Consider the following 24362-nt stretch of genomic DNA (forward strand, 5'->3'; position numbering starts at 1 on the left):
CTCGTCAAAAAAGGCCGGAGCAGCTTCTGCTCCGGCCTTAACGGCAATGTATGATCCACCTGGTTGAATCTTCGCTTTACGCGGCCATTCGCAGGTCGGCCGAATACCCGCCATACATCATATAACTCGCGGTCGGCGATTGAACCTCCATCGGAGCCATGCTTCCAATGGCCGATCCCCCGCTGCTGTTCCATTGAATCAGCCTAACGACAGCTTCGACATCCCCGGATTGGTATGCCTCTGCCAATGCCTGAAGATTCAGGGTCATCTCTGCCTCTTCCGGCATAGCCAATCCAAGTTCCTCTTCCTCCGGGTTCAACGATTGCAGCACCTTTTGAGCTCGATGAAGGGCCGCTTTTACCGCTCCGTCCGTCGTTTGCAGCATATTCGCGGTTTCCGAAATGGAATATTCGTACACTTCACGGAGCAGCAGCACCGTTCGCTGCAGGGGTGACAAATGTTCCATCAGCCATTGAAAGGCGAACTCGATGTTCAGCTTGCTGTCCTCGTTCGAGGCTTCTTCTTTAGTCAATACGTGTTCCAGCTTCTCATTCAGAATTCGTCGGTAGGTCTGATCCCGGCGGACCCGGTCAATCCATGTATTCTTGGCGATCCGAAGCAGGAGAGCTTCGGGATTGGCATGGCTCCGCTGCTGCAAATGCTCCAGCGCCTTGATCCATGTGTCCTGCACCAGATCATCGGAATCCCATGAGGAGTTTGTAAGGGACAAACAATACCTGTGCAGGACGGCATTCAGCTCCGCCAGGCCCTGTTCGGCTTCCGTGGTGGCGCTCGGTCGATAGATGGTCATCGGAATCCACTCCTTTCCACATCTCGGTAGGATATCTTATAGGTAAACGAATGAAGCGTGCTTTTCGTTACGCTGTCATCAAAAATATATTTCATGGTTTCTTTCGTATCTTTTGCAGCGGTCTCTTCGTTTACTTGCTGAATCACGAAAACCTTACGAAGATGGAGGATGAAACCATGAATATTGTTCCTTATGTTGTTGAACAAACCAACCGTGGCGAACGATCATACGATATTTATTCCCGACTGCTGAAGGATCGGATCGTCTTTGTGGGCGCAGCCATCGATGACGCCATCGCAAACAGCATTATCGCGCAGCTGTTGTTTCTTGCGGCCGAGGATCCCGAGAAGGATATCCATATGTACATCAACAGTCCGGGCGGCTCGGTATCCGCGGGCTTTGGCATTTACGATACCATGCAGATTATCAAACCACAAGTCAACACCATCTGCACGGGATTTGCTGCATCATACGGGGCGATCCTGCTGCTGGCCGGCGCCAAAGGCAAGCGCCTCGCTCTGCCGAACAGCGAAATTATGATCCATCAGCCGCTGGGCGGTGTACAGGGGCAGGCAACCGATATCGCCATTACGGCTAAACGCATCCTGAAAACCCGTGAGAAGCTGGCGCATATTATATCCGAGCGCACAGGTCAGTCCGTCGAACGCGTCGAAAAGGATATGGAGCGGGATTATTTTATGTCGGCGGAAGAAGCGAAGGAATACGGGATCATTGACGACATCGTCACCAAACTGTGACGCTATCCGATGAATGCCCATGATCCGTTTAGCCCCGATATTCTACTTTATTCACAAGGAGTGAACCGTATATGCTGAAAAATTTGCTGAATCAGGAAGTGAGCATCTATTTTACGGATGGAAGTTATGTGCGGAACGGCACGCTGGAGGAAGTAGGCGAACAATTCATCCGATACAGAGATGAATACGAGATGCTGTATGTACCGTTAACCGCGATCCGCTACGTTTCGGTGAATACCAAGGAACGGGACAAACCGAGAGTGGGATTTGCGCCAACTTCTTGATAAGACAACAAGAACCGCATGGGCTCTTAAGCTCATGCGGTTCTGTTTGCATCCTGCTTTATTTTGTCTACTATGAATGAAACCATACGCTGTTTGCAGGCCTCGTTCCGCTCCCTCTGATGATGGCCGATAAATGCCAGGGCATGAACGACGGAGTAAAAATCAATCAGTGCCCGCTGTTCCCGGTCCGCTCCCCACTGCCTGCATAACGCCTCCACGTAGGCCATTCCCCGGTCTCCGATATCAGAGACCACCGCCGTTTGGGTGAGGGCGATCATGTACAACGGGTCTCCATAACAGACCCAATCGAAATCCACGATACCTTGTAGCGTGCCATCGGACACAATCACGTTCTTGATCGTGAGATCATCCAGGAAACAGACAGGCTCTATCCGGTCGAAATCAGGCTCGTATCGCCGCTTGATGTGCTGCAATTGAACGATGATGTCCGGAGCAACCTCACCGGTTATGTTGCCGATATGATCGCAGATATCACGATCGATGATCTCCGACCAGGATGTAAAAGGCCCCTGCTCTCCGATCGGAACCCATCCGAATCCGGTGCCCAGGGGAAGCTCTGACACCTTGCGCTGGAAAACGATGATTTGTCCGGCGAGATCGTCCATTTGTTCATTCGTCATGCCCTCAAGCTCATATCGCAGATCACGGCCCGGAACATGCTCCAGCATCATGTATGCATAGGGGACCTTCTGAAGGGACACATCCGTTCGAATCACGCTCGGTACCGGCAAGCCCAGCGATGATAGGATCGCTATGTTGTTTGCAGTATGCTTCAGGACGTCGGGCTTGCGATTGGTTCGGAGAATGATTTGCTCGTCCGGAAATGACACGCTATACACCTGATTGGTATGGCCGAATGACATCGGCTCGACCTTAAGCGGCAGAATGCCGTATACCTCTGTCATCAACTCTTCAACGTTCAACATGAACACCTGCCTTAACGGTTATTGATTCGCCTCCCGGATACGTCCCAGCTTTCTGATATGCAGGGTCTCGTGTATCGCTATAAAATGGGCCCATTGTGCAGCATTCAGCTCGAATCCATACGGGTGAGGATCGTGCAGATCATTCGTATTTCGCTCAGCCAGCTTCGTTATGATCTGCTTCGTTGTTTCCCGTACTCGATTCAGCTTATCCATCGCTTCATCATAAGATAATATACCGGTGGGCATGGCTTGTTCAGAGGCTTTAAAAATGATGCTTCGATTCACACCTCTTCATAATGTTCTACAACAGGGAACGGATCGTAAAAGTGATGCAGCCGTTGTTTCCAGTCCTGATATTCCGCGGATTCCCGAAAACCTATCGTGTGATCCTCCAGGGTCTCCCATTTCACCAGCAGAATGTACTTATGATCATCTTCCAAGCATCGCTTCAGCTCATGATGGATGTAGCCCTTCATCTTGGAGATGATTCCTGACGCGACTTGGAAATTCCGCTCAAAATCCGCCGTTTGTCCCGGCTTCACCTGCAGCATGGCCACTTCGAGTATCATACATGCTTCCTCCTTTGTATTAAGTTGTGGTATTAGGGCTTTTCTATCCTTTATACTCAAGCTCAGGAGAAGCCTGGAACGCAAAAACGCCGTCCTTATCCGCCTCCAAACGATACACCTTCCGGACCGCATTCAGGTTTAACCCGCCGTAAATATGCGGATACAGCTGATTCAGCTCATATAAATCCTCAAATATGATCTCCGCGTCCACCTGATCTTCTTGAATCCCCAGAACGAACAGATCGGTTCTGCCTGTGTATAAGGTGTTAGCTACGCCACTGACTTGCGCCTCGGTCGAGCAGTGAATAAATCGGTCCGTATGCAAGCTTGGCGGCTCGTACATGTCCTTGCCCTGCGCTTCCATCCATGCTTGCTTCGAAATAATATGATAGATCATTCCGTTCAGTCCCCTCCGTCTATTTTCCGTTTATCTTGACACACTTGCGATAGAAAAGCCAGATCCCTGATGCGTTGTTTCAAGGTGACCTTTTTCCCGGATTACCTATAAAAAGAAGACATCCTTCAAGATGTCCTCTTCACAATCGTATATCGGTCCTCGTCAAAATCCTCGTAGGTTACGGTGTAGACGGATTCCCCCAACGAGGACGCCAGCTGTCCATTGATAAAAACGGCGCATGCCTGCTCATCAATGCCGATGCCGTACCGCACTTTCCCTGTCTTCATTCCCTGCAGCAGGTTGGACTGGTCGTCCCACTCCGTATAATGAACGCTGATTAAGACATTCGAGAACAACCCTACGCCTTGCTTAAACATCATGATGCCTTGTTCATTATCAAGCGGGGATATCAGGCATGTCTCCGGAAGAATTAGGGCACCTGCCGAATTGCCAGCAATCGGAACGCCGTTCTCGTAGCGGTCGATTAACAGCTCTTTAAAAGGCCCCGTCGCGTAATAGTGATGGTATTTCTCCGTGTTGCCCCCGCCAATAAATATTCCCGTGGCCCATGACAGCACCTGTTCAGCTTGTTCCATGTCCAGATTCCCGTCTTCATCGGGAACGATCACGCTCACGTTCTGGGTCATTCCCGCTTCAGTCCACATCTGCTGAAACAACGGAACATACTCCTCCCAGCCCGGCCGGTTCATGATGCATAACGCAATCCTGGCATGGGAACCACCCGCTTGCTCTAGAAACTGTCGATTCGCTTCGGCTTGAAAGGAATGTCCACCGAGCAAAAACAGATATTGATCCTTCAAGATATCCCCCCTTACTTTTTCTTTCCCGAATCCCGTTTGTAAACAGAGTACAGCAGTACGGATATAAAATAGATCGGCAGCAGGATGATGCCAATCACGGCGCTTAACAGAACGATGGACAGTTGGCCGCGCTCAGCGATATCGTCATAATTCATATAACCGTATACAATCCAGACCAGCCAAACCAACGTAACGGCATAACCTATTTTATAAGGTAATCTCACAGCATCTTCACATCCTAGAAGTTGTTTGGATTTCGCTCACCTTGTCTTATGGTATATGCCAGCTTGTAAAGATCCGCGATATCCTGCCTGCCCGTCTCCTCCAATCGTCTTACGGCTACCTCCAGATCAACCGCCTCCACTGCGATGACCTGCTCCCCATCCTCGGGATTCAGCGGCTCCCCAACGATGCGTACATCCCCGTACCCAACCAATCGGACAAATTGAGGATGGGGAATATGCGGCCGATAAGGCGCCTTGCTGCTGGACTCGCAGCGAAACTGGCCAAAGACCCGGTATGACTCGAGTTCTGCGCCAAGCTCCTCCCTCACTTCCCGCCGGAGTCCCTCGATATAAGACTCGCCAGGCTCCAGGGTTCCGCCAGGAAGCTCCCAGCTGCCGTCCGCTATCTGAAAAATAACGCAGCGTTCCCCGGCGAATGGAATAATCGTGACATTGCTGACCATCGATTCTTCGAAATCTTCGCCCAGGGCAAACCGGGCTCGCACCACGCCCCAATGGATATCATTCGATAGGGCCGGATACAGGGTTAGATCCGTGCTTTTTCTCATAAGCGTAATTCCTCCAGCCTTGCAGATATTCATACAACCTATGTAGCGTTGTAGTCGCGGACCATAAGCACCTGCTCCATCGAGCTGGCGAACCCAAGCGCCTCCAGCACGTCCACCAATTCCTTATGCGAAGCCCGGATATTGAATGCGGATCGCTTGCAAGTGGAACCAGGCTGCATCATCACGAGCGCGGCTGCCTTTAACACGGCTTGGGCATCCCGGTAACCCGGAGCGGCTTCACAACGGAACAGCGTGGTCGCCTGCAAACGGCCCGCAGCATCGAACGCACGCTTAAACAAACCGTAGCCCACAAGTTCTTCCCCTTCATAAACAAGCACGCACTCGCCGTCCTTGATACTGGCAGCGTCTGTCTGCCAGACTTCGCCGGATCGATAGAAATCTGCGGAGGCAGCCTCCGCGGCTAGGCCTCTGACCAACGTAAACGGAGTCGATGCATTCTGATGATCCTGCGTCTCTAACGATTGATCATTTGTCATAATGAGCAGCCGATCGATAATTTCATATCCGACGCTTTCATAAAGGCGAATCGCGGCCGCATTCGAGCTGATCGCCTCTAAATATGCACGAAGCACGCCTTGCCCCTTATAGAGGTCGTCGTTTTTCTCCATCATGGATTTGCCGATCCCTTTGCCCCGGAAATCCGGAGCTATTGCCGTCCCTCCGTTACGCGCAATGGATTCGCCGCCATCCAATCGAAAGCTGTTCATGACGATGCCGGCGGGTACGCCATCCACGTAACAAGCGAGTGAGCGCTCCAGACATAAAGCGTCATTCCCGATCCGGGCAATGAAGCGGTCCAGCGGCATGGAAGCGTTCACCATGTAGCCTTCAAACGAGAGATTCCAAAGCTCGGATACTTCCCGGATCGGAAGCTCGCTTAACGGTTTGTACGTAATCATGGTCTTTATTCCTCCTGGTTTATGGGCATTAAAAAGTGAGTCACGTTTTGAGATGCTCACTATGAAAAACATGCAGGAAACACCTGAGTATGTACCCACTCGTGTTCTCCTGCATGTCTTTGCCTTACTTATTTACGATTTAAAGAGCTGTATCGTCCACGCTGTCCAGCCAAGCTTCGATGCTGCCGATGACGGAAGTGACGCAGCCATCCTCGAATGGAGAGATCAGTCCTGCGACCTTCACCAATTCAGTGAAGGATTTGCTTCCGCCTTGACGACACAGGTGCAGATAATCCGCCCATGCCGCGGATTGGTCCTCGTGCATCTTCTTCCAGAATTGGAATGCACAGATTTGAGCCAGCGTATAGTCGATATAATAGAACGGCGAATTGAAGATATGTCCTTGTTTATGCCAGAAGCCGCCTTGCTCCAGATACGCATTATCATCATAGTTCCGGTGCGGCAGATATTTCCGCTCGATCTCGCGCCATGCCTGTTTCCGTTCCGCCGGCGTAGCATCCGGATTCTCGTAAACGAAGTGCTGGAATTCATCAACCGTCACCCCGTAAGGAATGAAGATGAGTCCGCTCGCCAGATGGTCGAAGCGGTATTTATCCGCCTCGTCCTCGAAGAAGCGGTCCATCCACGGCCAAGTGAAGAATTCCATGCTCATGGAATGGATTTCGCATGCCTCATAAGTCGGAAATCCATACTCCGGTACCTCGAAACCTCTGCTCTCGTACACTTGGAACGCATGACCGGCTTCGTGCGTCAGCACGTCAATATCGCCGGAAGTCCCGTTGAAGTTGGAGAAGATAAACGGTGCGCCGTACTCGCTGATATAGGTACAGTATCCGCCGCTCTGCTTGCCTTTTTTGGCAACCAGGTCCATAAGGCCGTTCTCCTGCATGAAGGTGAAGAACTCGTGAGTTTCCGGAGACAATTCCTCGTACATCTTCGCGCCGTTGTTCACGATCCAATCCGGGTCGCCCTTCGGCGTGGCATTCCCCGATTTGAAGGAAAAGTTCTCGTCGTAGTACAGCAGTTGGTCCACATCGATCCGCTTCTGCTGACGTTCTTTCAGCTTGGACGCAACCGGAACGATATGCTCGAGCACCTGGTTACGGAAATTAGCCACCATCTCCGCATTGTAATCCGTGCGGGCCATGCGGGCATAACCCAGCTCCACGTAATTGTTGAAGCCAAGCTTCTTGGCAATCTTGGTTCTCACTTTAACCAGATCGTCATAGATGCGGTCGAAGGTGGCTTCGTTCTCGGCCATGAAACCGCTGGAAGCCTCCATTGCGCGTTTGCGCATATCGCGATCCGTCGATTGCTGGAACGGAATCAGCTGCGACAGGGTGCGTTCTTCGCCTTCGAACTGAATTTTTGCAGAAGCGATCAGCTTCGCATATTCCGTCGTCAGCTTGTTCTCCTGCTGCAAATCCTCGATGATCTCAGGGCTGAAGGTTTTGAGCGATAGCTCTGCCAGCTGGAACAGCTGCCGTCCCCATTTGTCCTCCAGCTGGGCTCTGAATTTCGAATCCACGAGGGCCCGGTAATAATCCGTTATGTATTCCTGGATGACCGGTCCGTTCTCGTCGAAGAAATCCTGCTCTGCCTTATAGAACTCGTCGTTCGTATCAATCGAGTGGCGGATGTACACCAGTTGGCTCAGGGTATCCATCTCGCTGCGAAGTTTGTTAATACGGGTCATCGCCTCATCCTGTTCCTCGTACGTGCCGGCGGAGGTGAAGGCGTTCAGTTGTTCCTTGAACTTTTGCTCAAAAGCTTTTACGTCGGGGCGTTCATAGCGATACTCGCTGAATTTCATAAGATACACCTGTCCTTTCCAAAATAAAAAATGCATCCTGGCGTTTGATCGCATAGCTTCAAATCACCAAACTATATGTAAATTCTATATACAAATCCGAATATCCTTCACAGTCTAAGAAATTCTGTACGCCTCGATTGGTTACGTCATAATCTTAAGTCCGATGGCTGAAGCGAGAATTAAAGCGATGAAGAACATACGACGCCATTCCTTCGGTTCTCCGAACGCAAACATCCCCAGCAGCGTGCTGCCTGCCGTCCCCATTCCCGTCCAAATCGCGTAGGCGGTTCCCATGGAAATGAAATTCATCGCATACGTCAGCAGCAGGAAACTGGAGCCAAGCGAACAGGCTAAAAAAACGTAGGATCCCAAGCTGCGTTGCAGGGTTACCCGTCTTAAGGCAATGACACCCAGAACTTCGCACAACCCGGCTGCAATCAGAGCGATCCATTCCATTAGATGCCACTCTCCTTCGCTTGACGATCCGTATCCTTCGTGACCAGCTTTAGCCCCAGCACGCCTGCGGCCAGCATTGCAATCAGTAGGAGCTTGACGGGATTCGCTTCCTCGCCAAACACGAGAATCTCCGCCAGCACCGTGCCGGCTGTACCGAGTCCTGTGAAGATCACATAGACCGTGCCGATGGGAAGCTTCGCCGCGGAGTCCAAAAAAACTTTAAAACTGAATACTATCGATGCGATGGTAATGACCCACTGCCACCATACATCGGAATGTTTTAAACCGGATACCCAGACAACCTCCAGCGCTCCCGCCAATAATAAGAGCCACCAAGCCTTCTTCATCCCCCAACATCCCCTCCACTCTGTATTTGTTTAAATCGCTTTATGATGTCGTTGTGATTGTAATCCAAATTTGGCATGCTGTATAATGATCATTAATAATGATGTCATCATTTTTAGTGATGTCTGAAGGAGAGGAGTGTTGGCATGGAGCTTACTGATCTAAGGGTTTTTCTCAGGATTGCGGAGGAAGGTAACATCACCCGCGCCGCGGAGCAGCTTGGGTATGTGCAGTCGAATGTAACGGCCCGGGTCAAAAAACTGGAGAATGAATTGGGGGTTCCCTTGTTTAACAGGCACTCCAATGGAGTAACCTTGACGGAGAAAGGGCGTATGTTCCTGGACTATGCGTGTACCATCATCAACCTGTCCGAAGAAGCAGTGAGAACCGTGCAGGAACAGCCGTATCCAAGCGGTTCATTAGCCATTGGCGTCGTGGACACGGTTCATTGCGGGCACTTCATTCAATCCTTGTCCGACTATCAAACCAAGTACCCTGACGTCACGCTGTCCCTGTTGACTGGCAGCTCCTCGGAGCTGATTACTCAAGTTCTGAACTATCAGCTGGACGGGGCTTTTGTGACAGGAACCATTCCGCCGAAGCTGGTAGCCGATTATATAGAAGAGGATGAAGTCATGCTGCTGACCAAATCCAAAGAGCAGCCCTTTCCCGAACTTGCGGTGACCAAATGGGCCGTAGCCCCCGCGGGATGCCCGTTTCGAAGCGCCCTTGAAGCATGGCTGCTGAGCGAAGGCATTCCGCTAACCAATATGATCGAGGTCTCCTCGTTGGAAACCCAGCTCAGCATCGTGCGGTCAGGACTTGCGGCAGCGCTGCTCCCCAGCTCCGTCTTAAGCGGAGAATACGCCAATATGGGCAGCTACTCGATCCCGGAAGCCTTCCGTCACACCTCGACAAGCCTGGTCCGGCGCAACGACCGGTTCAGGAACAAGGCGTTTTCCGCTTTTGCCGAGCTGGTTAAGGTCAATTTTGAGATGAAGGGAAGATCATGAGTTATAAATAACGACGGAGGTCTGAACATCACGCTGAGATTTAACCAGCCGTGAGATGCAGGCGATATTTCCTCTTTGGATATCGTCTGACATCGAAACGGTTCCTAAAGTTCATCTCAAGTCTAATCCATATTCGCTGCAGCTAAAAGCTCCTCCATTTTGAACAGGGAATGCAAAATAAGACCGGCTTCCTCCAGTCTCTGTCTTCCTGCCGGATTACGTTCAATGACGCAGATGACATGCTCGACGACCGCTCCAGCTTCTCTCAAATCGTGAACGCTTAACAAGATTTGTCCTCCGGTCGTCACCACGTCCTCAATCACACATACGCGTTTACCCTTAATGTCCGCACCTTCCGCCAATTTGCAGGTACCGTATTCCTTTGCTTTTTTTCTTACAAATGCGGACGGAGTGCCTGACTTCAAGGATAGCGCAGTTGCAATCGGAATCCCCCCCATTTCAAGTCCTGCTAACACTTCCGTATCTTCAGGGATAAGTCCGACCAGTTCCTCAGCTACTTGGGCCAGAATAGCGGGATCTGACTCAAACAAGTATTTATCAAAATACTCATCAGACGTTTGACCCGAGCGTAAAGTAAAGGTTCCCGTTAAATGGGTTACATCATAGATTTCCTTTGCCAAATTCAACGTCATCATGGTCCTCCCAGTGTGGATATAATCGTATGCTCTCCCGCCAGTTCCATCTGCTGCTCGATATAATGCGCCACGCCATCCAGCTCGTTCGAGTCGATAATATGATCAGCCAGCTGCCGTATCCTTTCATGCGCGTTCCGGACTGCGATCCGAGTGCCTCCGGCCTCGAACAAGCCGACATCATTGATGTGGTCGCCGAACACCACCGTGTTCTCCAGATCAATCCCCATGTGGGCGGACCATAATTGGAGGCCGTCTCTTTTGTTTGCTTTGGCATGGCTGAATTCGAGGAAATAGTGGTTGCGAATGTAATAATCCGGCATCATATGAGCATGAATCACGTCGCCGTAGAATGCCGTAACCTCTTGCCGAATCGGCTCCAATTCTTCATGTAATCCGATGTAGGTAAGAGCTAACGTCCGGTAATCCGGCGGACATTTCAAGTTCTTCACTTCCAGGAACCGCGGATCATGGGGGCGGCCGGCATAGAAGGTCTTCTCTCCCTCTCTGCGCAGCGTCTCATGCAGAACACGCTCCCGCTGGTCCTTATCGAGCGAGAAATAAAAAGGTGTAATGCCGTGCTTTTTCCCAACGCCGATAATCTCATTCGAAATGTCGCGCTCCAGCCAGTATCCATCCACAACGGTTTGATTCAACCCGTCATATAACAAAGCGCCGTTATATAGAATCACGGGGTATTTCCACGGGATATCCGAAACGACGCTCTGAGCGCTAATATAACCGCGGGCAGTCGCATACGTGACGATCAAGTCCCGCTCCAATGCATCCGTGACAACGTTCATCGTATAGGATGACAAGGTTTGATCCGATCGCAAAAGCGTCCCGTCGAGATCCGTAATATATGCTCTTTTTTTCATAGTGAAGCAGTCCTCCTTCGCCGTCCGGTATGTGACAAAACCCAGCCTTAGAATAGCTCATGCCAAGACTGGGCCATACGTGTGAGTTAGACGTCTTCCATGATTATACAACTTCCGGGAGGAAGATGGTAAAGCTTAATTGCTTATTTCGCTTCAACAAGCGTTTATTTCTGAGCCAGGTCTGTTAGCGCAGCATCGGGAAGGCTTCACCGCTCGGAATGAAGGCCCCCACCGGGCAAATGAAGCCGTTGAATCCTATTTGCTCGAGGAGCAGCGAATCGGGAGAGTATCGGAGTTTGTTAAACCGAGATCCGCTGCGGACATGCTGCTGGGAAGCTGCTATCAATATGCTTTTCAATTAAACTTCCTAGGCCTCCCCTTGTCCGATGAAGAGCAGAATGAGTATGACATCGGTGTTGGATACATTGTTTGCAGGCATTGGGAACGAATGAACGGAGAGCAGGCATGACTTGCCCTTTCTTTGGTAACCTTACACACCGAGAATCAGGTATCCCAGTGTCATGAATAGAAAAAGAAATAATAGCAGCACGGAGTGACCTACAATGGCTGTAATACCGATTCGTGATAGTTCACCACGAGTCATGCTAATGAGTGCCAACAGAATCCCCACGGGCGACAACAGAAGAATCGACGCATACGACAGTCCCTGTAAGGGACTGCCTGCCTCCGGCGGAAACATGAAGCTGTACAGCGTGAACAGGGTGATGCAGATAAATAATGTCAGAGACACATGGGACAAATACCATCTCATCACGTAACCTCGGCCAGCATGCCTGATAGAATGCCGGCTCTGCGAACGACCTCAATCTTTAGAGGAATTTCCCTTATAAAACTCAGCATAGGGTTGGCACCTCCGAAAATTATTTAGTGATACGCGGCTGAAGATACCCCACGACTTCTTGTATGTCCTGAATTTCGGCAAACGGTAAAACTCCCATGCGGTTCATTTTGGCGATGTCCCCACGATATGCGATAAACGGAATTCCGGCGCTCTCGGAGGCCTTGCCGTCCACCCAGGCATCTCCGACAGACAGCCATTCCTTCGGCGATGTATGGTGAAAATGCCTCAGCACCTCCATATATCCATCCGGCGCAGGCTTTAATAAGTCCATGGCTTCCCTGCCGATAATGAGATCGAAGTAATGAGCAATCCGGTTCTCTTCGAGTGCAGTCATCGCTGCTTCTACCGCATTATTCGTCACAATGGCCAGATGCAGCTGTCCATGTAATTGCTGGACGATCTCCATAACTCCATCTTCAAGTTTTGCTCCCGTCATCCCTTGAATCTCATGTTCCTTGGCGATATCCCACATCATGCAGCTCAGCTCTTCCGACAGCCGTCCCGTATTCATGGCTTCAGCGATGACGGTTGAGGTGGTATGGGTATCCATGGATAGGCCGGGAGACAGAATGCTGTGACTGCACAAAAAGGCATAGATGTCTCTTTTCATAGCTCCAAAATCAATGCTGGAATGCAGCAGCGTATTATCCATATCAAAGACAATCCCTTTTATCTTAAACTCGATATCTAATCAACTCCCGTCATGGTAACGCCATGAATGGCTGCCCCGCTAGGTAATCCTGATTTACGTAACCCCTTCATTCCCTAGTCATATACAACTTCCGTACCGGCGATAAAATCGTGCAGCGAACGCTTATCCTCTCGCAGCGCAACCATAAAGATGCTCACAATAATTCCAATTCCAAGGGTTAACGCATACACGATTCCCGCCACGAGGTTGCGAAGCAGCATCGTCCCGAGGCCCGGCGGCTCAAGAAAATCGAATTTGCGGATACGAATGCCGCACATGCGCTTACCGATCGTATACCCATTCCAATACACCGGCACCAGAATACCGTATAAACCGAAGATCAAGTTACTGATCGGCTCATTCTCATAATTCCCCGTGATAAGTCCAGCTATGATCGTTAGCGGAAGCGACACTATAAGTCCATCCAGAATGTTGGCTCCTAGCCTGATCCAAAAGCCGGCCACTTGGTTATCGGTCATCTCGACTCCCCCTTGAATTCACTCCATACTCAAAAAGACTCCCTGCCGACACTTCATTTGTTATTAGGCGGATCGAATTCCTTCCAGTTCTTCTTGATCTTATTCAAATCTTCCGAATTCCATTTGCCGATGCTCGGACCTAAGAAACACAAGATGCCGACAATCAGGCTGATCCAGCTTAATACCAGCGGGCCTTTGCCTACATAGGTCAACATCGAATCAAACATCTCTTTGCTCCATGACGTCAAGTTGGATCCGAATATGGCAGCTGCCAGATACCGGACAGCATACAAGAACACCGAAATGCAGATAAATATCATACCCATCGTTTTATGGTTCATCGAATGCCTCTCTTTCCACACAACATTTTCCAAATACCTGATATCATTGTAAGCTTCGGTTCCTGATCGAACAATAGTTTTTCCACTTTTCCCCATTCCGTTGTCATCATACCAAGGAGTAAATAACCTTTACACGCAACAACATTCGCCACATAAAAGAAAGGAATGACTTCCTACGTTGTAGTGAAGCCATTCCATTCTGCTTGTTATACACTATTGTGCCGTTGGCCGGATTATGCAGCTATCCGCTCCTCCATTTCCTGACGACTCCCAGCAATTCACGAATATTTGTCCAGAACAAAATCCTCGATCATTTCAATATTTCGGCGATCCATAGCGTACTGTCTGATGTGTTTCTTAATATTCGGATACAAAATAATGTCGTCCAGCTGCTCGAGCGGTATCCATTTCACATCGGTTTGATTCGGATCTGGCGCCGCCGGAAGCTTCGGAAATGACCCTTCAAGCGGATAACATTCGAACACGATGTATAACGTATGGATGCCCGATAAATTATCTCTGGACTGTTTATGCGGAGCATACTCGTACACGAATGCGACTGGCCCCACCTGCGCCTCCAGCGTGGTTTCCTCACGCAATTCCCTCAAGGCTCCCTCCACGATCGACTCCCCCGGCTCGGCCCCGCCCCCTGGCAAATTATAATGCAATCCGTTCTCATCTACATACTCGACTAATAACACAGACTCATCCCTCAGAACCAAGGCTGTCGGTCTCACCCGAATGTGATACGTCATCATAACCACCTCTCCCGGCTTACAAAAAACGGCCGAACGTACTTGATCTGTCTATCATACAATCAACGCGGCCGATATGGAAATATGATGCATCCTTTCCTCAGTATATCGCTAGTCAGTATATCCCGTGTTTGTTCTGCTATCATTCACTTCGATCGCTTTCATCCAGTCTCACGTTTTCTCCCGTTACGCGGGAAACATTCGCCGCCTCCAGAAAACGAACGATCTCCAGCGTTTCGGATAAGGGAACATCGGAAACCCCCGTCGTGAACATCTTCATGATCTGATCCAGCAGACTGGCATAATAGGGCTTGGGGTGCTCCATGATGTCCACGAAGGTGCTGGCCTCCGCGCGATGAACGGTCAACCCGAAGCGGTCGTTGCCTGCCCGATTGCCCCGTATCGTTCCGATCCTCCCGTCATTCCAAACCGCCGTTAACACCTCGTGCAGCTCCGTTGCGGCTACATGGACGCTTACGCATCCGGGTCCGAGAACACGGTACAGCATTTCAGCCGCATGAATGCCGTACCAGAAAAATCCCGGCTGCGTAGGTTGAAGGGGAAGCGGTCCTGCGCAATCCACGCCAATGATATTATCCGCCCCGCCCCGAGCCAATTCATCCTGTAATCCTTGCGCATACCGGAGAGACGAGCAACTCATAACGGTCACCTGATACTGCTCCGCCAATTCGGCAATTTCCCTTGCGTCCTTACTGCTCACCGCAAACGGCTTATCAATAAATACCTGTTTGCAATAAGGAGCAATCGCGCGAAATAAAGACAGATGCGACCTTCCGTCCACCGCTTCCAGCATGACGGCATCGACCTGTTTGGCCACGTCTTCCGGACTCTCCAATATCTCCGTTCCCCATGCCGCGAGTTCCTTTGTATATCCCTCCACTCGGTTTACGCTCAGCTCAAAGTCCGGCGACCCTCCGGGAAAAGCCGCCGTCACCCGTGCACCAGGAACGTGATATGGATGCGCCTTGTCATGGAGCATTTTCGCGAAAATGGAAACATGGGATGTATCCAAACCAATCATACCGATCTTCATAGTCATAAGTTCATTCTCCTTTACCTTCAGCATTTTAGATGATCACGCTGATTTTCCACTCACTACATTACTGAGGATATCCAGCTGCCGGACATAGGCTTTTCTTTCAACCATCATATCATCCTGTTCGACTAAAGGACGTGACTTTAAATCGTCTTTTATCCTGCACCTGGATCCAATACAAAAAGACCGCCTCCATCTGTCAACCAGATGAGGGGCAGTCTTTCGCATGAGCTTAAAAATGTGTTATGCAATTGCATAATGCGCACTTTCAATATTCTATGGCTGCATCCTCCACTTGATCACGAAGAAGCGGTTGGCCATAGCCACGATAGCGAACACGATGGCAAAGGTTATTAAACCAGAGTCGATCAGGCAAGCAACCGCCGTCGCAAATATGAGGAATTCAATAAGCAGCACGACAGCAAGCGGCAGCTTGACCCTTGCCTTCGGCGATATGGTCATGCCCCAGATGACGGCTGCCAGCAGCGGTAGTCCAATACCGAGAGCTGCCTGTGCCACGAGACCGGAACCATAATGGAAGCCCCAGTAACCTATCGAAAATAACAGAATCAATTCCAATATAAATCGGACGGCGAGATTCAGTACTTTGAACATGGAGGGACACCTTCCGTTTCATGTCATGAACCTATTTATAGTGCAGGCATTAAAGCTCGATTTGCTCCAAATGATGGATCAGGTGATCAACATAATCGTTAAACAACCACTCCAGCGTGACCTCCGTTTTATCGGGCAGCACGCATTTCTTCTGGAAGTCGGATGAATCGGCTCTTTGCATGACCCGCAGAATCATCCGGTTAACCTGCTGCCACAGTGCCAAAACATCCGATTGATCATATCGATTCTGATAATCGTTCACCCGAACCCAATCGTTCTGCGCGTAACCTTGAATCGCGATAGGGTAATCCGACACCAATATTTTTACAAACCGGATATGGTTATTGACCGCCGAATCGCATAGATGGCCCAGGATCTCCTTCTTGGACCATTTATCAGGCGTAAGCTTCAGATTGAATTCCACCTCGTCGATTGCCGTTACAATCTCCGTTACTTCAGAGATCAAAGATTCCAGCTTCATAATGGATTCCATGCGTTATTCCTCCTTCTCGTTCATGATTCTATTCGTGTAATCGGCAGGCCCATGAAATCACTGTAATGTTTAGCCGCCTCCCGAAACGCCTCTTCTCGATCGCCCAACGCCGAGAACGGGCTTAACGTGATTTCGATGCCGCTGCGCTTGATCTCCCGCTTCCAGATACCGACCACTTCTCCTCCTGCGACCATGATGGGTTGGAAAACCCCGTTGCGAAAGGGAGCGATTTTGGCATCATGCTCTGACTCAATAATTGCGCTGCGATCCTTGTACCCCAAGTAATATTCATCAAAACCCGGAAGCAGAACCGCCGAATCCGTATCAGCGGACGCGGATGGCCCAGTAACAGAGCTCCAGTATTCCGTGCCGTTGACAAAATCTAAACGAAGATTGGAATGGACAGCCTCAAAGCCTCGTTTAGCTTCTGTCAGCGTTAATCCGACCCACCATGCAAAATCTTGGACCGTTGCAGGCCCGTGACCTGTAAAATAGCGGAGCGCAAGCTCCGCCAGCGATTCTTCGAGCGATAGCTCCCTTGAATTCGGGACCCACTCGTCGAGCAGTACGAAGCTTTGCTGTTTGCCTTCATGCGGGCCGAAACAGATCATGCCGGTCCGCCCCAAATATCCGAGAATGTAATAGCCGCGGCCATTCTTGGTGCTGATCCCCGCTTCCTCCAGCTGCTCCATCAGTCTAGGGCGGGATACGGGTAAACAGCCTCTCAGCGCGTTGCCAATGATCGTACCGCATTGATGGAGCGTACCTTCGTCAAGCTCAAGCTCGGCCTGCTTCTTCTTATCATGCGTCTGAAACCGCGATGCCGTCAGCCTCAGCATCCACTTGGCATCCTCCGCAGGCACGAAGAAAATCGTTCCACGCATCGGCCAAGTCAGCACGATTTTGCGATCGATCACGGCCTGCTCCACATCGGATATCTTGGCAGACTGCGTACGGAGACCGATTCCCCATACCGCTTGGTGGTAATCCTGTGTCTGAACAGCGCCTAATTCTCTTACTGCTTCTACCGGGCTCACATGCTTCATCCCTGTTATGCGCTGATTGTAGAGCCGTTGATTCGCTATGGTGTGACTTAGCACATCTATCCACTCTCCCAGGCCATGAATATTGTCGGACGCAAAGCTTCTATTTCAAGTCCGGAATGGACATCCAGGCCCGATCATTCTGCCAGCTCACCTCGACCGGCGTCTCAAAGAACGAGGTCAAATTGTCGCTGGTCAGCATGTCCCGGGAACGTCCCTTCCCGAAGACGGTCCCCCGGCGGATGAGCAAGGAGTGCGAGAAAATCGGCAGAATTTCTTCGATATGATGCGTAACGAACAGCAGGGTCGGCGCATCGGGCTTTGAAGCCAGAGCCGTTATGCTGGACAGCAGCGCTTCCCTCGACAGAAAATCCAGTCCGTTGCAGGCCTCGTCCAGTATCAACAGCCTTGGCGAAGCCATGAGGGCCCGGGCGATCAGCAGTTTCTGCTTCTCCCCTTGCGAACAAGTTTCATATGTACGCCCCAGCAGATGAATACAATTAAAATCCTTCATCAACTGCTCGGCCCGTTCCCGGTCTGCTTCATCCACCTTCTGATACAGTCCGATCGAGGCGTGTTTGCCGCTAATTACGACATCCAGCGTGGATTCGCTCGGGCGGATTCTTTCCTGCAGCGAGGAGCTGACCCAGCCTATCGATTTACGCAGTTCTCTTAAATCCACCCTGCCAAAACGATGCCCGAGCACCGAAACCGTGCCGCTGGTCGGCCAGATGTAACCGTTAATCATATTCAAAATGGTTGTCTTCCCGGAGCCGTTCAGTCCGAGCACCGCCCAATGCTCCCCTTGCTGCACGGTCCAATCCACGCCTGTAAGAACGGTCTTTTGCTCCCGTCTCCAGGTTACGTCATCCAGTTCAATCATCGTGTTCATTGCCGTTCCCTCTCCTTCTTCAATCTGCTGCGCCATTTCGTTTCTCTTTTCAAGGATTATACCAGCAATTACATATTCCTCAATAGGGAGATGAAACCCCGCCTTGTGATCAGCCTACGACTTGGAATCATGCAAAGTATGCCAGGCAGGACATTTCATGCCTAAACGAGGATTTTAGTTCATAAATTGAATATTGACAAATAATTATTTTTATGTTATAATAAAATATTTTTCTGTTTACAAAGGTTCGTTGATTTGATAATCTACTTCTGCTCGTTCTTCTCTGGAGATTGAATTTGGGAGAAGACATTCCAATATAGTGGAGGTATGTAAACATGCTACTAATCGATCAAGGCATTGCCATGCTGGAAATTTCCGCAGCCATGATGGGACGTACCGAAACGATCCACCCGACATTCCTCTGGGATCATCAGAATCGGGTGCTTATCGATACTGGCTATCCCGGTCAGTTCCCGCTGATTCAGGAGCAGATATCGGACTGCGGCTTTTCCGTTCAGGATGTAAGCAAAATTATTATAACACACCAGGATTTGGATCATATCGGCAGTTTGCCAGCTATAATCCAGCACTGCAAGCAAGCCCCGGAAGTGTTCGCCAGCGAAATCGAAAAGCCTTATATCGAAGGAGATACAAGGCTTGTCAAATTATCGCCCGAGGCGATCGCGCAAGCGCTGGCTTCGTTGCCGGATCACGTGCCGCCGGAGTGGAGGAACGCGTTTAAACACACGCTGGAGAACCCGCCCTCAGCACCCGTGAACCGCATGTTGCGCGACGGCGAGATGCTGCCGTTTGGCGGCGGTATCATCGCGATCCATACGCCGGGCCATACCCCGGGCCACACCAGCTTATATCATATGCCGAGCAAAACCCTGATTGCAGCGGATGCGCTGAACGTCAGAGCGGGGCAACTGATCGGGCCGGATCCGGCAACCACTATTGATTTGGCGTTAGCCCAGCTCTCCTTGCAGAAGCTCACTCACTATGATATCCGCAACGTGATCTGTTACCACGGCGGATTATTTACGGACAATCCCAACCAGCGCATTCGTGAATTGGCTTGATGCTTAAACGGTTGCCGGTCCACTGTCGATCAAGAAGACTTCACTTCGATCTTCTGCCGTTAATCCAGCTAATCTCAAGGTACCACGTATACGTGCCGCCAGCCGGCACTTCGGCCGCTGCCTGACGATGCATGGCATACGAGAGATCATCGAGCAGCCCCGTCGCAGGCTCAAGCGCAAGATGATACTGTCCCTGATAGCCGCCATAGTTCGCCCATATCGCTAGATAAGGCACCTGCTCTTTAGGAAACATCATGCGTAGTCCTTCACCTGTAACCGGATCGTAAATGGAGGCTGTCCCCTCCGGCAGCTCACCAGCAAAATAAAACTTCTCCGCCGATGCTTCAAGCCTGCTGCCGGTTCGATTCAAGCGGATTTGGGGATTTTCCTCCCATGGCTGCGGCCATTTCCGAATATCGCCGAAATCGCCCAACCGACCGTTCGCAGAGTATGATACGATGATCTCCCTCAGCTCGTGTGGAACGATAATCTCTGCGCCTTCATCGATTTGAAACAACGGATGCGCAGCCCACAGGAAAGAGAACGGGAACGGACTCGAATTATGAACGGCATAATCGATCCGTAAGGTATCTTCACGGGGGAAGGAGTAGGTTTTGCGCAGCCGATAAGGAATCCGGATTCCCTGCACGCTGCAGTGAAGCTGTTCTTCCTCGCTGTGCGCCTTCCATGGAATGGACCATACCTCGCCATGATCCGGAAGCTCCGTTCCTTCCCATGGATGCGCGGGATACCGGCAGACATTGATCGTTGGAAACATTTCGTCCCAGCCGCTGCCGTCCCGCTTTCCGAAGGAGCTTGCATACCCGTTCTTTTCCAGAACTCCAACAGGCTGCACCAGCCATTCCCGGCCTGTCATTCGATTGCGAAGGGAGATGACCCTGCTTCCGAGTTCAGGCACCACGACCATCTCCATCACCTCCGTGCGCCCTGTCCAAACCTCATATCCATCCAGCATCCCTTTGCTCCAGATCATTCATCGTCATCCTCCTCCGTTGTAGTCAACGCATCACCCGGAATGCACAAATGCTCAAGGACCGTTCGTAACGGCCCTTGAGAATGAAGTGTCAATCTCTTACACCAACGTCTTGCAAAGCGCCAAATGCAGCGCAGCTCCTTGATGGTGAGACTCCAGCTGCAGCACCTCGCGGAACAGGGTTTCCGCGGACTGCCGGTCACCAAGTCCAAGATGCCCGAGGCCCATCATGTAGCGGCAATGAATTTCGTTCCTTCGGTCCAGATCTTCATCAAACACCAGGAAGTCCGGCAGCGATACGGCAAAGTAATCAATGCTCTGAGGCTCGAATATATGCTTCTCCCCGTAATCGATCAGCTTGTTAAACCGGCTGCGGGCTTCATTCTCCCGGCCAAGCCTCCGCAGCGCGGCTCCTTGATAAAAAATCATGTGCGGCGGCTGATCGTTGTAATACATCGCGCTGGTCGGCTGATCCAGCCCCTCCGAAGCTTTCAGGAAGCACGCCTCCGCCTCTTCCGACAAGCTCAGCCCCTCGTATGCGCAGCCCAAGTAATAATCGATATTATTCTCCTGCGCTCCCGTCAGCTTCCCTTCATTGATGTTGAGCGGATATTGCTTGGCAGCAAGCAGCTGCTCTATAGCATCCTCGTAGCGACGATCCTGAAGCAGCTGCTTCGCCAGCTCCACGCGGGCCAATACATACTGGGCCGGCACCTTGCCCTCGCCGCCTTCCCAAGGGTGAAAGTTGCGTTTCAGAATCAATGCCAACGCCTCCTCATAACGATTCAGCGTATTGTGCAGCGTCAAGTATTCCAGATATACATCGTCGCGCTGCTCGACCAGTTCCAAGTGCTCCTCCATCGCTTTCAAGCGATCAGCCGGAGCATGACCGAGCTTTTTATACAATTGGTCCAGTTCGTAGAAGATCCTCGCGTCCGCCGGATTCAGCGAGAAGGCGGTTTGCAGGGATGCCAATGCTTTATCGTGGTCCTGCCTCTTGTTATAGTAAGCGAGCGCCAGATTCCGATGCGGCGTAGCGAAGCTGCCATCCAAAGCAACCGAAGCTTCCCAACTGCTTATGGCCTCCTCGTAGCGCTTCTTGTCGTACAGCAGATTCCCTAAGTAGTACAACGCCTTCGCATCCTGTGGCTGTACGCTGAGCGCCTGCTTTAACGTCACATAGTCATGCTGGGAATTCGGGAAGCAGTACGAGGGATCGGCCTCCGAAGCCAATCGGTAGCAAGCGGATGCCTCTTCCGCCCGGTTCATCTTCATGAGTGCACTGCCTTGGTAGTAATAAACCATCGGATAGACGGCAGATGCCGTAAGGCGTTCGATGCGCTGCAGCACATCCAAAGCGTCATCATATTGGCCTGCATCCGCATAGTCCTGAGCTATGGCAATATAATGGTGCGGATTATCGCGCAGGCGCTGGACAAGTGATTCGTAAACATGCCGGCTCTTGTCCTCTTGCTTCAGTTCTTGATATACGGCTGCCAGCTCGTTCATCGCGCCCGCATCCATGGGATCCAGCTTGAGCGTTTCCTCAAGCCATGATGCCGCATCCGCCAAACGTCCCAGCTTTCTTAAGACGAAACTCTTGAGATGCCGCGCCTTATAATTACGGTACTGGGCAGCCAGGGATCGTTCGATCAGCTCGAACGCTTCCTCATATTCCTGCTTCTCGCAGGCAATCTGGGCCAAAGCCAGATACCCTGCACCTTGCCAAGCCCCCGACCAGACCGATTTGTAAAGATAAGCGCACGCTTCATCCAAACGTCCCTGCCACTTCAAGGCTTTGCCCAAATGGTAGAACGGTTCGCTGTCATAAGGCCGGGCGTTATGGCGGGTCAAGGTTTCGATCGCTTTTTTAAAATAAACCTCACTCTGCGTAAAGCACCCTCTGCGCAGCAGGAGCAAACCATAGGCATTGTTCAGCCTTGCGTCTCCCGCATCGCGCCGAAGCCCTTCTACATAATAGGCTTCCGGTTCATAGGTCGCGTGCCGGTACTGCTCCAGATGCTGCCCAGCCAAGAACAGCGCTTCGGTATTCTTCAGGTCCTCCGGCTTGCCAATCGCCGTAGCCGGGTCCGGCGTTAGCTCCAAGGTACGTGGCTTGGGCTGGTAAGCGACCAGCTCTCTGCCGTCCGCAGCCAGTACCGCGATCCGTACATCTTCCTCCCTCATACCTGAGGCGAGTTCGATCTCGGCCTGGAAGGTGTCGGCCGGCGACAGCTTGACCTTTCGATCCAAGCAGGTGTTTCCCGCTCCGGTCACCAGGATGCGAGCCTCTTCGATAACCGAGGTTGCATAAGCATGTACTACGACCTTGCGGCCGTAGACTTCGAGATTTACGGCGGCTTCAATGGACGCATTCTTCACGAGCCCAATGTCTTTATAGGGCATGAAGTACTGCTTGAAGCTTTTCTCCTCATACGGCGCCAGCCAGGTGAAATCGGGCTGGTTATCGGTATACACGCCGGTCATGAGCTCGATGTACGGGCCGTCTTCGTCGGTCAGGTTGCGATCCCAGGCCTGGCCGAATTCGCCGTGCCCCCACGTCCACTGCTTTTTGCCGGGAGATATATGTTTATTGGCGACATGCAGAATCCCCGCTTTCAAGCCATGGTCATATCCGCCGACGAAATCGTAATCCGAATGATAAGCCATATAGGAGGTCGGAACGGGAATGTTGCGGTACATGGAAATATCGACGCCCGCCGAATAGTCCTGCTTATAGTACGTGCCGGTTGCGATCGGGAATTTGGACACGTCCCGCTTCCCATGATCGAACACTGCATGAACGTCCGGCGGAAATACGGATTGGGTATGATCGTTGACCGCTACGGCCGGATTCGCCCACCACAGAAAGGTCTGCGGCTCCGAAGTCCGATTGTACATTTGCGCGTGAATTTCAAGATACGCCTTGCCCGGGTACAGCGTGAAGCCGGTAGACACCTTCGTGCCGTACATCCGGTCGATCTCGCCGACCCATACCGTCTTGCTGCCATCCGGGTGATCCGTTAGACTCCACTCCACCTCGCCATAGGTGTTCGGACGGTGATGCTGCGGCCAGTTGAACTCGATTCCCCCGGATATCCATGGACCCGCAAGGCCAACCAAAGCCGGCTTGATCACTTGATTGTGGTATACAAAATCATAGTTGTTGGTTTTATCGATGGCCCGGTAGATCCGGCCGCCAATCTGCGGCATGATCTGAATCTGCACGTACTCATTTTCAAGGAAAATGATCCGGTAGGGCTTTAATACTTTCTCATCGTAAATTTTATCGATGACCGGCAGCGGATAGACACGCCCCGAGCTCCCCTGATACACCCGTTTCTCCAAAAACATCGGGTTCAGGTCCGGCTTCCCCACTTCATACGTGGGAATCTCCACGGTCTCTTCCCGTACGCTCACTTGCCGTTGTTTTGTCATGAGTCGTCATCCCTCCATTAGCATCCGCGTTGGCTGCGTTATGTCTCTATCTTATAAGCCAGCCTGCCGAAGAGCCATTGACGATATCATGTTGATGATGGATTATATTCTGATTATCAGGTGCTCCATCCGGTTGACAAC

Annotated in this window: 31 protein-coding genes; 5 read left to right on the forward strand and 26 right to left on the reverse strand. The window is 51.2% G+C overall.

What is annotated here, in order from left to right; genetic code table 11:
• Window positions 1–76 precede the first annotated feature (76 nt).
• Complete coding sequence (locus MHI43_RS22115) at window positions 77–811, reverse strand: RNA polymerase sigma factor (RefSeq protein ID WP_015736472.1); 735 nt, start codon at window positions 809–811, stop codon at window positions 77–79.
• Between the two features lie 176 nt (window positions 812–987).
• On the opposite strand from MHI43_RS22115, the gene clpP reads away from it, so the two are divergent.
• Together clpP and MHI43_RS22125 are read left to right on the forward strand one after the other, a co-directional pair.
• The gene (gene clpP / locus MHI43_RS22120) at window positions 988–1569 is read left to right on the forward strand and encodes an ATP-dependent Clp endopeptidase proteolytic subunit ClpP (protein WP_036664303.1); all 582 of its coding nucleotides are present in this window, start codon (window positions 988–990) and stop codon (window positions 1567–1569) included.
• A gap of 71 nt (window positions 1570–1640) precedes the next feature.
• Entirely contained in the window at window positions 1641–1853 is a 213-nt protein-coding gene (locus MHI43_RS22125) for a hypothetical protein (protein WP_015736474.1), read from the forward strand.
• 32 nt (window positions 1854–1885) lie between these two features.
• Here MHI43_RS22125 and MHI43_RS22130 read toward each other — a convergent pair whose 3' ends face one another.
• From MHI43_RS22130 to MHI43_RS22180, 11 genes are all read right to left on the reverse strand, one after another.
• The gene (locus MHI43_RS22130) at window positions 1886–2800 is read right to left on the reverse strand and encodes an aminoglycoside phosphotransferase family protein (RefSeq protein WP_235201833.1); all 915 of its coding nucleotides are present in this window, start codon (window positions 2798–2800) and stop codon (window positions 1886–1888) included.
• Window positions 2801–2818: 18 nt separating this feature from the next.
• Complete coding sequence (locus MHI43_RS22135) at window positions 2819–3085, reverse strand: DinB family protein (RefSeq protein ID WP_235201834.1); 267 nt, start codon at window positions 3083–3085, stop codon at window positions 2819–2821.
• Window positions 3082–3369, reverse strand: coding sequence for an antibiotic biosynthesis monooxygenase (locus tag MHI43_RS22140; protein ID WP_036664092.1), 288 nt, complete (start codon window positions 3367–3369; stop codon window positions 3082–3084). The genes MHI43_RS22135 and MHI43_RS22140 overlap by 4 nt, the downstream gene beginning before the upstream one ends.
• A 43-nt stretch (window positions 3370–3412) precedes the next feature.
• Complete coding sequence (locus MHI43_RS22145) at window positions 3413–3766, reverse strand: DUF952 domain-containing protein (protein ID WP_036664093.1); 354 nt, start codon at window positions 3764–3766, stop codon at window positions 3413–3415.
• A 125-nt stretch (window positions 3767–3891) separates the two neighbouring features.
• Window positions 3892–4587, reverse strand: coding sequence for a cyanophycinase (locus MHI43_RS22150; RefSeq protein WP_036664094.1), 696 nt, complete (start codon window positions 4585–4587; stop codon window positions 3892–3894).
• Window positions 4588–4598: 11 nt separating this feature from the next.
• Window positions 4599–4811: a hypothetical protein gene (locus tag MHI43_RS22155; protein ID WP_036664096.1), complete on the reverse strand. Its 213-nt coding sequence runs from the start codon at window positions 4809–4811 to the stop codon at window positions 4599–4601.
• Between the two features lie 14 nt (window positions 4812–4825).
• Window positions 4826–5380 (reverse strand): NUDIX domain-containing protein, encoded by a 555-nt coding sequence (locus tag MHI43_RS22160; protein WP_051425386.1) that lies wholly within the window; start codon window positions 5378–5380, stop codon window positions 4826–4828.
• Window positions 5381–5418: 38 nt separating this feature from the next.
• The gene (locus tag MHI43_RS22165) at window positions 5419–6300 is read right to left on the reverse strand and encodes a GNAT family N-acetyltransferase (RefSeq protein WP_036664099.1); all 882 of its coding nucleotides are present in this window, start codon (window positions 6298–6300) and stop codon (window positions 5419–5421) included.
• Window positions 6301–6439: 139 nt separating this feature from the next.
• Complete coding sequence (locus tag MHI43_RS22170) at window positions 6440–8134, reverse strand: M3 family oligoendopeptidase (protein ID WP_036664314.1); 1695 nt, start codon at window positions 8132–8134, stop codon at window positions 6440–6442.
• Between the two features lie 141 nt (window positions 8135–8275).
• Window positions 8276–8590, reverse strand: a complete 315-nt coding sequence (locus tag MHI43_RS22175) for a multidrug efflux SMR transporter (protein WP_015736487.1) — start codon at window positions 8588–8590, stop codon at window positions 8276–8278.
• Complete coding sequence (locus tag MHI43_RS22180) at window positions 8590–8937, reverse strand: SMR family transporter (protein ID WP_036664101.1); 348 nt, start codon at window positions 8935–8937, stop codon at window positions 8590–8592. The genes MHI43_RS22175 and MHI43_RS22180 overlap by 1 nt, the downstream gene beginning before the upstream one ends.
• Window positions 8938–9081: 144 nt before the next feature.
• Here MHI43_RS22180 and MHI43_RS22185 point away from each other — a divergent pair, with 144 nt between their 5' ends.
• On the forward strand, window positions 9082–9948 hold the full coding sequence (locus MHI43_RS22185) for a LysR family transcriptional regulator (protein ID WP_015736489.1): 867 nt from the start codon (window positions 9082–9084) through the stop codon (window positions 9946–9948).
• 122 nt (window positions 9949–10070) lie between these two features.
• On the opposite strand, the gene pyrE is transcribed toward MHI43_RS22185, so the two are convergent.
• On the reverse strand, window positions 10071–10601 hold the full coding sequence (pyrE, locus tag MHI43_RS22190) for an orotate phosphoribosyltransferase (RefSeq protein WP_145038463.1): 531 nt from the start codon (window positions 10599–10601) through the stop codon (window positions 10071–10073).
• Entirely contained in the window at window positions 10601–11479 is an 879-nt protein-coding gene (locus tag MHI43_RS22195) for an HAD family hydrolase (protein WP_036664105.1), read from the reverse strand. The genes pyrE and MHI43_RS22195 overlap by 1 nt, the downstream gene beginning before the upstream one ends.
• Window positions 11480–11618: 139 nt before the next feature.
• Between MHI43_RS22195 and MHI43_RS22200 the strand changes: the two genes are divergently transcribed.
• Window positions 11619–11948: a TetR family transcriptional regulator gene (locus MHI43_RS22200; RefSeq protein ID WP_235201835.1), complete on the forward strand. Its 330-nt coding sequence runs from the start codon at window positions 11619–11621 to the stop codon at window positions 11946–11948.
• A 21-nt stretch (window positions 11949–11969) separates the two neighbouring features.
• Here the strand turns inward: MHI43_RS22200 and MHI43_RS22205 are convergent, their stop codons facing one another.
• The 10 genes from MHI43_RS22205 to MHI43_RS22250 form a co-directional block, all read right to left on the reverse strand.
• Window positions 11970–12251 (reverse strand): hypothetical protein, encoded by a 282-nt coding sequence (locus MHI43_RS22205; protein ID WP_081746336.1) that lies wholly within the window; start codon window positions 12249–12251, stop codon window positions 11970–11972.
• A gap of 109 nt (window positions 12252–12360) precedes the next feature.
• Window positions 12361–12993, reverse strand: a complete 633-nt coding sequence (locus MHI43_RS22210; protein WP_036664109.1) for an HAD-IA family hydrolase — start codon at window positions 12991–12993, stop codon at window positions 12361–12363.
• Between the two features lie 113 nt (window positions 12994–13106).
• On the reverse strand, window positions 13107–13511 hold the full coding sequence (locus MHI43_RS22215) for an RDD family protein (protein ID WP_009589894.1): 405 nt from the start codon (window positions 13509–13511) through the stop codon (window positions 13107–13109).
• 53 nt (window positions 13512–13564) lie between these two features.
• Window positions 13565–13837: a hypothetical protein gene (locus tag MHI43_RS22220; protein WP_341283163.1), complete on the reverse strand. Its 273-nt coding sequence runs from the start codon at window positions 13835–13837 to the stop codon at window positions 13565–13567.
• Window positions 13838–14130: 293 nt separating this feature from the next.
• The gene (locus MHI43_RS22225) at window positions 14131–14607 is read right to left on the reverse strand and encodes an NUDIX domain-containing protein (protein ID WP_015736496.1); all 477 of its coding nucleotides are present in this window, start codon (window positions 14605–14607) and stop codon (window positions 14131–14133) included.
• A 142-nt stretch (window positions 14608–14749) separates the two neighbouring features.
• Window positions 14750–15667: a Gfo/Idh/MocA family oxidoreductase gene (locus MHI43_RS22230; protein ID WP_036664111.1), complete on the reverse strand. Its 918-nt coding sequence runs from the start codon at window positions 15665–15667 to the stop codon at window positions 14750–14752.
• A 273-nt stretch (window positions 15668–15940) separates the two neighbouring features.
• Window positions 15941–16279, reverse strand: coding sequence for a YrdB family protein (locus tag MHI43_RS22235; protein WP_036664113.1), 339 nt, complete (start codon window positions 16277–16279; stop codon window positions 15941–15943).
• Between the two features lie 49 nt (window positions 16280–16328).
• On the reverse strand, window positions 16329–16772 hold the full coding sequence (locus MHI43_RS22240) for a DinB family protein (protein WP_015736499.1): 444 nt from the start codon (window positions 16770–16772) through the stop codon (window positions 16329–16331).
• A gap of 20 nt (window positions 16773–16792) precedes the next feature.
• The gene (locus MHI43_RS22245) at window positions 16793–17872 is read right to left on the reverse strand and encodes a winged helix DNA-binding domain-containing protein (protein ID WP_036664114.1); all 1080 of its coding nucleotides are present in this window, start codon (window positions 17870–17872) and stop codon (window positions 16793–16795) included.
• 46 nt (window positions 17873–17918) lie between these two features.
• Window positions 17919–18707: an ABC transporter ATP-binding protein gene (locus MHI43_RS22250; protein ID WP_036664317.1), complete on the reverse strand. Its 789-nt coding sequence runs from the start codon at window positions 18705–18707 to the stop codon at window positions 17919–17921.
• 335 nt (window positions 18708–19042) lie between these two features.
• Here MHI43_RS22250 and MHI43_RS22255 point away from each other — a divergent pair, with 335 nt between their 5' ends.
• A complete protein-coding gene (locus tag MHI43_RS22255; RefSeq protein ID WP_036664116.1) occupies window positions 19043–19789 on the forward strand; it encodes an MBL fold metallo-hydrolase in 747 nt (248 codons plus the stop codon).
• A gap of 40 nt (window positions 19790–19829) precedes the next feature.
• Here MHI43_RS22255 and MHI43_RS22260 read toward each other — a convergent pair whose 3' ends face one another.
• Both MHI43_RS22260 and MHI43_RS22265 read right to left on the reverse strand, forming a co-directional pair.
• Entirely contained in the window at window positions 19830–20783 is a 954-nt protein-coding gene (locus MHI43_RS22260; RefSeq protein WP_036664118.1) for a hypothetical protein, read from the reverse strand.
• A 99-nt stretch (window positions 20784–20882) separates the two neighbouring features.
• Window positions 20883–24221: a DUF5107 domain-containing protein gene (locus tag MHI43_RS22265; RefSeq protein ID WP_036664120.1), complete on the reverse strand. Its 3339-nt coding sequence runs from the start codon at window positions 24219–24221 to the stop codon at window positions 20883–20885.
• Window positions 24222–24362: the final 141 nt, after the last annotated feature.

This window comes from Paenibacillus sp. FSL H8-0457 (genome assembly GCF_038051935.1).
GTDB lineage: Bacteria > Bacillota > Bacilli > Paenibacillales > Paenibacillaceae > Paenibacillus_AQ > Paenibacillus_AQ lautus_A.